The sequence below is a fragment of the Aquamicrobium terrae genome, assembly GCF_040545735.1.
Lineage (GTDB): Bacteria > Pseudomonadota > Alphaproteobacteria > Rhizobiales > Rhizobiaceae > Mesorhizobium > Mesorhizobium terrae_A.
Genome location: NZ_JBEPML010000020.1, coordinates 86,722 through 97,532, shown reverse-complemented (window position 1 = coordinate 97,532; position 10,811 = coordinate 86,722). Strand labels below are relative to the sequence as shown.

Sequence of the window (10,811 nt, the reverse complement as noted above, 5' to 3'; positions counted from 1 at the left end):
CACCGCAAGCTCGCCGCCTAAAAGCCAACCCCTGACGAGGCCCGCTCTCCGTTAACGCCACGCCAAACCTGCGCCAAATGTTTCGACGACGGACAGTGCGGCAAAACAGGCTTTTGCCTGAACCGCTTTCGCCGACCAGTCCAAGGACTTCGCCCTTTCCGAGATCCACTGAAACCTTGTCGAGCAGCATGCGCGGCTCGCTGCCCGGCAAGTCCAGATTGACGGTAAGATCTCTCACGCTGAGGACGGGAGCGCTCATTCCTTTACTCCCAGAGCATCGCCAAGCGCATCGCCGAACATGCTGAAGCCAAAGGCAAGCATCACGATGGAAAGACCGGGAAACAACGTGATCCACCAGGCGGTGGTAATGAAGGGCTGGCCTTCGGCAACCATGATGCCCCATTCCGCGACAGGCGGCTGAACGCCAAGCCCCAGATAGCTGATGGCCGCGCCGTTAAGCAGGACGAGCACCGCATCCGACATCGAAAACACCACCGATCCCGCGATCGCGTTCGGCAGCAGATGCCGGAACATGATGCGCGACCGGCTGAAGCCGAGGCTTACGGCGGCAACGGCATAGTCGCTGTTTTTCAACACAAGCACCTGCGCGCGGATCAGCCGTGCGTAGGAAACCCAGCCCACCAGCGCCATCGCGATATAGAAGCTGCTCAGTCCTGGTCCCAGTATGGCGATGATCGACAGCACCAGCACAAGGAAGGGAAACGCCAGGATGATATCGATGAGCCGCATGAAGAGCGCGTCAACGATTCCGCCGAAAAACCCCGCCACGGTGCCGACCAGCGTGCCGATGATGAAGGGAAAGATGACGCCCAGTATCGCTATCTGGAGATCGATGCGCACGCCCCAGATAACCCGCGAGAAAACATCACGGCCGAAATTGTCCGTTCCGAACGGATGCGCCCAGGATGGGCTTTGCAAGCGGATTTCGGCATTCTGGGCGATGGGATCGTAGGGCGAAATATATGGCGCGAGCAGCGCCGTCAGCACGAAGGCGGTCAGGATCGCCGCGCCGATCATCAGGGTCGGCTGCCGGCCGGGTTGCCATCGGCGACCGATCCGCCTTCCGTCCAAAGCCCGCGCGCTCATAACTTCACCCGTGGATCGGCAGCGACGGTCACGATGTCGGCGATGAGGTTGATGAGCACCGTAGCGCAGGCCAGTATCATCGCCACGCCTTGCACTACCATGTAATCGCGCGAGAAGATCGCCCGCACCAGCAATTGCCCGATGCCGGGAATGGCGAACACACTTTCGATAACCACCGTCCCCCCGATCAGCCAGCCTATGTTGATGGCGAGCAGGTTGATGGTCGGCACCATCGAGTTGGGAACGACATGACGCCAGAAGACCACCCGCTCGGGCATGCCGCGCGCCCTTGCGGCGGTGGCGACATCGGAACGCAGGCCCTCCACCATCGCCGCCCGCAGGCTGCGTGTCAGCACGGTCGAAAGCGAAAGTGCGATCGTCAGGCTGGGCAGGATCAGATGGGCGATCTTCTCTCCCAGCGTCTCGCCATAGCCGGAAACCGGCAACAGACCGAGGTTGACGCTGAACAGGATAATCAGCATCAGCCCCAGCCAGAATGGCGGAAAGCCGATGCCTGCCGTTGAGATGACACGCACAGCGTGATCCGCGAACCGGCCATGGTTGCGAGCAGCAAGGGCGGCCATCGGCACCGCGATCAGCACCGAAAGTGTCACGCTTGCCAGCACCAGCACCAGCGTCGGCTCGATACGGGTCATGATGAGCTTCAGCACATCGATCTTGTAAAGGATCGACTTGCCCATCTCGCCATTGAGCAGGTTTTTCACGAAGTAGAAATATTGAAGCCACATCGGCTCATCGAGGCCGTATTGGCGGCGGATGTTGGCAATGGCCGTAGGCGTAGCGCGTGCGCCCAACAGCACGCGGGCAGGGTCGCCAGGGATGAGCCGGACCAGCACGAAGGTAACGACGCTGATGCCGAACAGCACCGGAAGGAACTGGATCGGGCGATAGAGAACGAACTTGTACCGGTGCATGCCTCAACGTCCCGACATACAGTGCTTCATGTGCCCGCTCCGTGACGTGACAGGAAATCGACCAGTACGCGGTAGTAATCTTCGGGATTCTCGTAAAACGGCATATGGCTGGAATTGCGTATGATGCCCACTTCCGCTTCTGGCATGGCCGTTTTCATGCGCAAAGCGCATGCAGGTGTCAACTCGTCGTGCTCGCCATTGACGATCAGCACCGGCGCCTTGATTTTCGGCAGGTCCGGCACGCGGTTCCAATCCTTGAGGTTGCCAGTATAGAGAAACTCGTTCGGTCCCTGCATGGTTACGTACGGGCCCATGTTCCAGTCGTCCAGCGAGCGGCGCACGGGAGCTGGCCACTCCGGCAGGCGGCAAACATGACGATAGTTGAGCAGGGTAATGGCCGCCATGTATTCGGGGTGATCCAGCGTGCCTTCGGCCTCATGCTTCTGCATCATGGCGACGGTTTCGGAGCCGAGCGCGGCGCGCAGCCGCTCAAGCTCGCTGACCAGATGGGGTATGTCCGCGACCGTATCGGCCAGGATAAGCGAGGCAAGATTTTCAGGATGGGTCAGCGCATAGTCGATGGCAAGCCATCCGCCCCAGGAGTGCCCCAGCAAATGAACCTTGCCGAGGCCGAGTTCGCGCCGCACGGTTTCGGTCTCCGCGACATAACGGCCGATCGTCCAGAGCGAGGCGTCGTCCGGCCGATCCGAGGCGCCCGTGCCCAACTGGTCGAAGGCGACGACCCGATAGCCGTGATCGATCAGACAGGAATGGGCTTCACGCAGGTAGTCGCATGGAAGGCCAGGCCCGCCATTGAGGCACAGAACCGTGCCGGGCCCCTTGCCGAAGCTGTAAGCTCTTACCCGATGCCCATCGACGCGGATATCGACCTGTTCGTCCGAGCTGATCTCACGCCACATGGTTTTGCTCTCTCCCCTCGTGAAGCGGCATCACAACCACCCGCGGCCCGCTGCCCTTGGTAAGTTTATTCGCCAGCCATGCTTTCGCCAGCTATAAGAAATGATAGTTTTAAGGATGTGTCCCCCGCGGCGAAGGAGACTGGCGGCAGGCATGCTCGACCGGATTGAGACGATCAGACACCAGTTCGCCCGGTATCGGACCCTCGAAGAGCGCATCGACCATGCCTTCGAAGCCATGAAGGAACTCGGCTTCGGCACCATGATCTATGATTACACGCCGGTCCCCATGGATTCCGATGGTCATATTGCCATTCCGTCATTGATGAAGCTGCGCAACATCTCGAGCGGCATGCAGGAATACTGGTGCGACCGCGGCTATTTCCTCATCGATCCGGTGCAATTGCTCGCCGCCCGTACGTCTGTGCCCTTCTTCTGGGACTACGAAGCGGGCGCCGACACACGCATCCGTCATTTCGTGACTTCGGAAACCGAACCGGTAGCGCGCTATCTGCTCGACCACGACATGTCGGCCGGGGTGACGGTTCCGATCCATATGCCGCATGGCGGCTATGCCACAGTGACCGGCACGCTCGCGCAGGGCGCCACCGCAGGCGACGCACTGCACAACATCGCCGATTTCGGCCTGCTCGCACAGGTCTTCCACGAAGCCGCATACCAGGCCTATGCCGATACCGTGCCGGGCCTTGCGCCAGTCCAACTCAGCGCGCGGGAAAAGCAGTGCCTGCGCTACTGTGCCGATGGCTACTCGGCCAAGGAGATTTCGCGCCTCATCGGCCGCTCGATCCCGACAGTCGTCTTTCACCTCAGCACGGCGACGAAGAAGCTGGGTGCCCGAAACCGCACCCAGGCGGTCACCATGGCCGTGCGCTACGGTCTCCTCGACCAGCCCGAAGCCGCCTACCGACATACGGGGATCGCCACCACAAAAAATTGACTTCCGTCGCAGGGTATCGTCACTACCGGTTCCATTTGCGGTAGCAACATCGGGAGTCCTGCATTGGCGAGCGAGATCCATCTTTCATCCCTGAAGCGGGCGCTCGAGGGCCTGCCTGAAAAATTCAAGGGACCGGGCGGCGTCGCGGGCGTTGTGGCGAACGGGAAGGTTCTGGCACGGCAGGCATGGGGATATGCCGACATGGCGCGCGGTCAGACCATGACGACAGCTACCCGGCTGCCGATCTGCTCGATCAGCAAGCAGTTCACATGCGGCGTCCTTCTGGATCTGGTGGGCGATCCTGCCCGCCTCGATGGGCGCGTCGCCGATTTCCTGCCGCGTCTCGAAGGCCGAACGCCGAGCGTCGCCAACTTCTGCAACATGCAGTCGGGCCTGCGCGATTATTGGGCGCTGACCGTGGTGCAGGGCGCGCACCCCGAAGGGATCTTCGGCCACGAGGACGCCAGGCCGCTTCTGGCCCGTATGCGCACCACCCACTTCGAGCCGGGCAGCAGCTATTCCTATTCCAACTGCAATTTCCGCATCCTGTCCGATCTCCTGGAAGATTTCGCCGGCCGTTCCCTTGCGGAGCTTTATGCCGAACGGCTGTTCGGGCCTGCCGGCATGGAAACCGCGCTTTTGACTGCCGACACCAGCAAGCCTGTGGATGGCGTTACCGGCTATGAAGGCAACGACCAGGTCGGCTTCTTCCCCGCCACCAACCGCATCTACTGGACAGGTGACGCCGGCATCTCGGCTTCGCTGGAGGACATGCTGGCATGGGAGCGTTACATCGATGCTACCCGTAACAACGCGGAAGGACTTTATCGGCGCCTGTCGCAACCGCAGACATTCAGCGACGGCACACCTGCGCGCTATGGCTACGGCCTTTCGCACGAGACGGTGGACGGCGTTGCCGTGAGCGGGCATGGCGGCGCCCTGCGCGGCTTTCGCCTACAACGCATGCATGCGGCATCGAAGCGGTTGTCGGTCGTCGTCTTGCTCAACCACGAAGCCGATTCCCATGAGGCGGCGCGTATGTTGCTGCGTGCGGCCCTTGGTCATGACGAGACACCAGCCTCAGCCGACACGGCCGATGAGGGCTGGAACGGCCACTATCTGGACAGGGCCAACGGTCTTCTGCTCGGCGTAAAGGCGGACGGCGCGATGCTCGATGCGCACTACGCCACCTCGTCCGAGCGGCTGCGCCTGAACTCGAAGAACACCGCCGAGGCACCCTCGATGACCCTGGCGCGTGACGGCGACGCCATTCGGTTGAACCGACCCGGTGAAAACCTCAGCGCAAGCGCGGTCCGCGTCACTGGCGATGCTGTCCCAGGGTTGGAAGGAAAGTATTTCTCGCGCGAACTGGAAGCCTGGCTGGAAATCGACAGAGCCGGCACCGCGTTGTTCGGCTGCTTCGAAGGTTTGTTGGGCCGTGGCCCCATGCACACGATCTACCCCGTGGGGCGGGATGTGTTCGTGCTGTCCTGCCAGCGTTCAATGGATGCCCCTGCCCCCGGCAACTGGACCATCCAGGTCGAAAGGGACGCCGCCAAAAACATTCGCGGCCTTGTCATCGGCTGCTGGCTGGCCCGGAACATCGCCTACGAGAAAGTGGCCTGAAACCGGCGCCGCGAACCAATGCGCAGCGATCGCCAGTTACAGGTCGATCAAGCGGTAGTGGAGGGCGCGCACAACGGCCTGGGTGCGGTTCCTGGCGCCGAGTTTCTTCGCCGCTGCGGAGAGGTGCATCACAACGGTCGGTTCGGAGCGTCCGATCACGCGTGCAATTTGCTTTGCCGAATAGCCCTCGGCGCACAAGCGGAGGCACTCCCTTTCTCTTCGCGAAAGGGACGCGACGCGTACCTTATGTGCGGTGGCATCGAATTTCGCGTAGGCGTTTTCATGGAATATATGGGCAATAAGACCTAACCTGGCGATACTACCTGCGTCACGGCCAAGTTCGAGGTCTCCAGCGTTGCAGATGGCCGTCACGGTTGCATAGCCACCACCCGGCATGTGGATCGGGACGGTGACACCGGTCGTCTGGTCGCGATCGCGAAGGTAGCGCACCGCCGGTTCGGCATCGTCGACCAGGAAGGCGCGAATGTCGGTCTCGGACTTGCGGTCCAGGTCCCAGAAGAAGGGTGTAGAGGTTTGTGCCGCGAGGCGTTGGGTCGGATCGATGCGGTAGTAGCCCTGGTCGAACCAGTAGAGTCGCATGTCTTCGTCGACATTGCGCAGCATAAGCAGCGATGGCAGCATTAACGTCCCGTCGATATCCAGCGTGACGGGAGTATAGTCGTATACCAGGCGATGAAAGCCGAACTGGTGCACGGCCGCCAATGCCTCGTCGACGCAGTCGTCAAGCGTTTGGCAACCACCAAATCGCTGCCTTATCGCGCCAATTTCGTCGAGCATCTCATTGCCCCGCAGCCAATGACAACCTGTCAGCTCCTATAGCATATGTGCGGCGCAAATTCCGATTAAGTCTTCCAAAGCACGGCTCTTGAAATCGGAACCGGCGGGATTGAACGAAGCCGCTGACGCGACTGTTTGCATCTGACACGGCTCCGGAGAGGGCCACGAATTGGAAGACCCCTCTGCTCTCGGCCTTATGACCCATGCGGCACAGGTTCCATGTCGGCGGGTCTAACACTCTCACGCCGGGGCCATATCCTGCCCTCGATACGATCTGTGGCGGAAACTCTACGAAAATGTCAAAGCGCAGGAGGGTATCACCCTGAACCTCGGCATTGCAGAGATCTGCAACGAGCAGAACTCGGCATCCACCCGCCACAGCGAACCAAAATATTGATGGCAACTTTCTGGCTCTCCCCGAACTGGGGCAATTGTCCCAATCCGGAAAGTCCGATGCGTGGATGACGCACCGGGCTTTCGTTGTTCGCAGCCGCAGGTCAGGCAAGCTCGACGGCATCGCTTCTGGTTCGGGCAACCGCAATTTTCCTGGTTGTGACTGCCGCGAGTATCGGCGCTGCAAGAAATACCACGAAAAGCCAAAACGCGGCTCCTGACGCGCCTGCAGCGCCGTCTCCATTGCGCAATCCACCAAGATTGGCCACCATGCCGGCGGCGGCTGACCCGAACGCCGTGGCAAAGAGCTGCACGGTGCTGACGGAGCCGGCTGCAAGTCCCTGCTCTGCGGCGGAGACTTCGTGGAAGACGTTGGTCACCAAATGCGGCCAGGCAACTCCAATGCCAACTCCGACCAGGAGCAGACCGCCGCTTACCGCTGTCATTTGCCATAACGCGCCACCCGGAACGGGCAGCAGCACGGCCAGGATTGCCAACCCCGCGAGCACGAATGCCGGGCCGGATGCGATGGCGCGCAATCCGGCGTCGCCGTTGCGACCCGCGCTCGCCAATGAGCCGAGCGTCCAGCCCATCGCCATGAGCGCAGCGAGATAGCCGGAGATCAGTGGAGATTGCCCATGCAAAACCTGCAGGAAATATGGAACGAAAATGTCAGTCTGCATGCCGATCACCAAAAGGACGATGGTCGCATATAAGGCAATGAGCCGGCTCCCCCCCACCAGGCTGCCAGCGGGCAGCAGGCGCGCATTTCCCATGCGCTCGACAAGCACAAGCAGGATGACAAGAATGACCGCGACCAGCAGCCCGGCGCCGTTCCAAATCGGGTCGAAGGACGCGCTGCCGGCGGACACCGCGAGCACGGAAGCGGCCAGCAAGGCAAGTTGAGGCAACGGTAATGGCGCTGAAGCAGTCTGATCGTTCTCTTTCGCGGGCAATACCGCGAGCGCGACCAGGCCGAAGATCAGGGATAGAGGAACAAGCGACCAGAAGGCAGCACGCCAGGCATCCAGTTCCGCAAAGAAGCCGCCAACGGCAGGACCAACCAGAGTGGAAACGCCCCACATGATCGAGATCAGGCTTATCGCCCGCGACCAGAGTGCTTCCGGATAAACCAGCCGGATGACCGCGTAGGCGAAAGCATAGAGCAACCCGCCGCCAAAACCCTGCACGAAGCGACCGGCAAGAAGAACCGAAAATGCAGGTGCCGCGGCACAGATCAATGAACCAGCCGCAAAGAGTATCGTCGCAACCAGATATGCGCGACCCGCTCCCGCCCGATCGAGAACCCGCGATGCGATGGCCGCGCCAAGGATTGACGCCACCACGAACAATGTTGCGCTCCAGGCATAGAAGCCAAGCCCGCCGATCTCTTCGACGACCGATGGCAGGATGGTGGTAACGATATAGATATTGAGCGCATGCATCATGACGCCACCTGCGAGGATGACGGAGAATACGGCGCTCCGGCCGGTCATAAGGGCGGCCCAACCAGGGCGGGGTGCACCCGGCGAAACAGTGTTTGTGCTCATAGGAAAGCTCCCGCAGCCTTGCTGCGACCTGCAATTTTCGTAGGAGTGACGGAGGAACGATAGGTAAAAGGCCCGGCGACCGCGCAGCAGATGCCGCCGGGCTTGGGGGCAGTTCAGGCGGCGTCGCCCTTGACCCATTGCGGTGTGACCGACCGAAACTCCGATGGACCAGCGAGCAGCTCGGCCGTCTCCCGCTCATAATCCGGATACCAGGGCTGTTTGACGAAATCGTCCGTACCAGCTTCGTCCGAATAGAGCTGGTAGGCCACGATCGCATCGGGGTCGGAGTCGTCAAAACCGTAAACATAGGCGATATGGCCATTGGCGGCTTCTATATAGGCGCGCGCATATTTCTCCCAGATGCGCTTGACCTCGTCGCGCCTGCCGGGCTGCGCCTTGTGCCTGATGTAAAGTGCTTTGGTGCTCATGATCATCTCCTTGAATTCTATGGTGCTTGGAGGTTGTGGGCTCTATTGCCATGCTACTGTGACGTTCGAGGAGAGGCGTTTGTGACGCGACACGATGGCCTTTTTTCGCGACTGGTGCCGCATCATGCATTTCGAAAAGATGGAACCGCCGCGCCCCGGAAGGGGCGTCCCTTTGCCCGGTGTGCATTACCCACCAGGGGCGCTGCGCTGAGGCCCCCGGGCCACTTAGTGAATCCTGACCTCTCCGAGGCCTTCCAGCTTGTCGGGATTGCGCATGATGAAGATGTCGGTAATGCGGTCTTGCGTGTCATAGGCGAAGGAGACCGTTGCCACGACCTGCTTGCCTTCGCGCAAGACGAGCCCCCGTAGTCCGCTGATGTCGGTGAACGTCCAGTCATACGCCGTCCACCATTGGCTCAGCCGCCCGGTCAGGAAAGCCATTACCGCATCGCCTTCCAGGACTTCCATAACCGTTGCCACCTTGCCCCCACCGTCGGCGGTCAGGCGTACGTCGCTCGCGAGCATGGCGACCAGGGAACCGGGCTGCCCGTTCCGGATTGCGTCTTCGAAGGCAGCCAGCAGTTCCTCCTGCCGTTCCTCGGACGGCTGATAACGCACCTGACTGTCGCCGATCCGCGCCTTGGCGCGCGAAACCAGCTTTCGACACGCCGGCTCGTTCATATCGAGCGATGCGGCCACGCTGGCGTAAGACATCTCGAAAATCTCGTAGAGCAGATAGGCGGCCCTTTCCTTCGGCGAAAGGCGCTCCAACATCAGCAGGAAGGCGGTCGAGAGAGAGGATGAAAGCTCCATTTGCGCCTCCGCTTCGTTGTCGATCATCGGCTGGACCGGCTCGGGCAGCCAGTTGCCAACATAGTCCACCCGGCTGCGGTAGGAGGCGCGCAGCATGTCGATGGCACGCCGTGTGCAGGCCGTTGTCAGCCAGGCGCCCGGAAACTCGATGTTTCTAATGTCCACTGCCTGCCAGCGAAGGAAGGTGTCCTGCACGGCGTCTTCCGCTTCCGCACGAGAGCCGAGAATCCTGTAGGCGAGGCCGAGGAGCCGCGGGCGCGCCTGCTCGAAGACGCCGATATGCGACCGGCTTTCGACTGCCGGTTCCGGAGAGCCATGCGATGATCCGTCCCGCATTTTCGATGTCATTGTCGAACGCCCTTCTGGTCAAAGGATGACTGCTTGGCCGGTTGACGTTTCAGGGCGTGACTTTGTGACAAGAGCGGAGATTTTTCCGGGGCTGACCATGAAAAGGTCGATATCGTCGATAGTTGCCTGAGATGAACAGTTATGGCGAGCGGCTGGCGCCGGTCTGCAAACGCCGATCTGACAGGGAAAAGGACAACTTGCCTACCTTGATCGGAAAGACGAGGAACCAGGGTTAACCACCGATACGCCTGGTCCATTCGACGACAGTCTCATTCACAGTACGGAGATGATCGGCAGCCGTGAAGCCGGATACGGATTTGCGCGGCTTGAGGTCGTGGTCGCCATCTTCGAGCCACAGCAGCTCTATGGTTGGGGACAGCGCATAGTCTGCCACTTCGTGCTGCGCACCGAACTGGTCTCTCGTGCCCTGGCAGATCAGGGTCGGGCAGCTCAGCGCGGCAAGATGTTCGGTGCGAAGTTGATCAGGTTTTGCTGGCGGATGAAACGGGTAGCCGAGACAAAGAAGTCCCGCAATTCTCCCTGCTTCGAACAGCGGATCGGCGACCATGCTGGCGACACGGCCACCCATCGACTTTCCGCCGATGATAAGCGGCCCAGTGGTCGGGCCAAGATCGTCGACGGCGGCCACATATTCCGGCAGGAGACGATCGGCTTTGGGCGGCGGCTTGCGACCGTCACCCGTGCGTCGCGCGGCCATGTAGGCAAATTCAAAGCGCGCGATCCGCAATCCCGCCGCCCCGAGAGACTTGGCGATCGCATTCATCGAGGTCGAATCCATGGGCGCGCCGGCGCCGTGCGCGAGCAGCACCGTTATGCGTGCGTCATGCGGGCCATCGAATATGAAGTGTGTGCTCACCGTTTCTGTCCGCCATGTCACTCTAGGACTGGCATTGTCGCGGAACCACAAAGCATCGGCA

General features: G+C 60.9%; 11 protein-coding genes. 2 read left to right on the top strand and 9 right to left on the bottom strand.

Annotated elements, in window-relative coordinates; genetic code table 11:
- From ABID37_RS21620 to ABID37_RS21605, 4 genes are all read right to left on the bottom strand, one after another.
- Positions 1 to 259 (bottom strand): ATP-binding cassette domain-containing protein (locus ABID37_RS21620; protein ID WP_354198556.1); only part of this gene is annotated, 259 nt, incomplete at its 3' end.
- The gene (locus ABID37_RS21615) at positions 256 to 1,107 is read right to left on the bottom strand and encodes an ABC transporter permease (protein WP_354198554.1); all 852 of its coding nucleotides are present in this window, start codon (positions 1,105 to 1,107) and stop codon (positions 256 to 258) included. The genes ABID37_RS21615 and ABID37_RS21620, both read right to left, overlap by 4 nt.
- Positions 1,104 to 2,042 (bottom strand): ABC transporter permease, encoded by a 939-nt coding sequence (locus ABID37_RS21610; protein WP_354198552.1) that lies wholly within the window; start codon positions 2,040 to 2,042, stop codon positions 1,104 to 1,106. The genes ABID37_RS21615 and ABID37_RS21610 overlap by 4 nt, the downstream gene beginning before the upstream one ends.
- A gap of 26 nt (positions 2,043 to 2,068) precedes the next feature.
- Entirely contained in the window at positions 2,069 to 2,962 is an 894-nt protein-coding gene (locus tag ABID37_RS21605) for a proline iminopeptidase-family hydrolase (protein WP_354198550.1), read from the bottom strand.
- Between the two features lie 151 nt (positions 2,963 to 3,113).
- Between ABID37_RS21605 and ABID37_RS21600 the strand changes: the two genes are divergently transcribed.
- Entirely contained in the window at positions 3,114 to 3,917 is an 804-nt protein-coding gene (locus ABID37_RS21600; RefSeq protein ID WP_354198548.1) for a helix-turn-helix transcriptional regulator, read from the top strand.
- A gap of 63 nt (positions 3,918 to 3,980) precedes the next feature.
- Complete coding sequence (locus tag ABID37_RS21595; RefSeq protein WP_354198546.1) at positions 3,981 to 5,543, top strand: D-aminopeptidase; 1,563 nt, start codon at positions 3,981 to 3,983, stop codon at positions 5,541 to 5,543.
- Between the two features lie 36 nt (positions 5,544 to 5,579).
- Here ABID37_RS21595 and ABID37_RS21590 read toward each other — a convergent pair whose 3' ends face one another.
- From ABID37_RS21590 to ABID37_RS21570, 5 genes are all read right to left on the bottom strand, one after another.
- Positions 5,580 to 6,341 (bottom strand): autoinducer binding domain-containing protein, encoded by a 762-nt coding sequence (locus ABID37_RS21590; protein ID WP_354198544.1) that lies wholly within the window; start codon positions 6,339 to 6,341, stop codon positions 5,580 to 5,582.
- 497 nt (positions 6,342 to 6,838) lie between these two features.
- Positions 6,839 to 8,182 carry an MFS transporter gene (locus ABID37_RS21585; RefSeq protein WP_354198542.1) on the bottom strand — a complete coding sequence of 448 codons (1,344 nt, stop codon included), beginning with the start codon at positions 8,180 to 8,182 and terminating at the stop codon, positions 6,839 to 6,841.
- Between the two features lie 215 nt (positions 8,183 to 8,397).
- Positions 8,398 to 8,712 carry a putative quinol monooxygenase gene (locus ABID37_RS21580; RefSeq protein ID WP_354198541.1) on the bottom strand — a complete coding sequence of 105 codons (315 nt, stop codon included), beginning with the start codon at positions 8,710 to 8,712 and terminating at the stop codon, positions 8,398 to 8,400.
- Positions 8,713 to 8,937: 225 nt separating this feature from the next.
- The gene (gene sigJ / locus ABID37_RS21575; protein ID WP_354198539.1) at positions 8,938 to 9,861 is read right to left on the bottom strand and encodes an RNA polymerase sigma factor SigJ; all 924 of its coding nucleotides are present in this window, start codon (positions 9,859 to 9,861) and stop codon (positions 8,938 to 8,940) included.
- Between the two features lie 244 nt (positions 9,862 to 10,105).
- The gene (locus ABID37_RS21570; protein ID WP_354198537.1) at positions 10,106 to 10,750 is read right to left on the bottom strand and encodes an alpha/beta hydrolase family protein; all 645 of its coding nucleotides are present in this window, start codon (positions 10,748 to 10,750) and stop codon (positions 10,106 to 10,108) included.
- Between the last annotated feature and the right edge of the window lie 61 nt (positions 10,751 to 10,811).

Excerpts from the sequence above, each read along its gene's own strand:
- ABID37_RS21615 (WP_354198554.1), bottom strand. The coding sequence starts at position 1,107 with ATGAGCGCGCGGGCTTTGGACGGAAGGCGGATCGGTCGCCGATGGCAA.
- ABID37_RS21610 (WP_354198552.1), bottom strand. The coding sequence starts at position 2,042 with ATGCACCGGTACAAGTTCGTTCTCTATCGCCCGATCCAGTTCCTTCCG.
- ABID37_RS21605 (WP_354198550.1), bottom strand. The coding sequence starts at position 2,962 with ATGTGGCGTGAGATCAGCTCGGACGAACAGGTCGATATCCGCGTCGAT.
- ABID37_RS21600 (WP_354198548.1), top strand. The coding sequence starts at position 3,114 with ATGCTCGACCGGATTGAGACGATCAGACACCAGTTCGCCCGGTATCGG.
- ABID37_RS21590 (WP_354198544.1), bottom strand. The coding sequence starts at position 6,341 with ATGCTCGACGAAATTGGCGCGATAAGGCAGCGATTTGGTGGTTGCCAA.
- ABID37_RS21585 (WP_354198542.1), bottom strand. The coding sequence starts at position 8,182 with ATGATGCATGCGCTCAATATCTATATCGTTACCACCATCCTGCCATCG.
- ABID37_RS21580 (WP_354198541.1), bottom strand. The coding sequence starts at position 8,712 with ATGAGCACCAAAGCACTTTACATCAGGCACAAGGCGCAGCCCGGCAGG.
- sigJ (WP_354198539.1), bottom strand. The coding sequence starts at position 9,861 with ATGCGGGACGGATCATCGCATGGCTCTCCGGAACCGGCAGTCGAAAGC.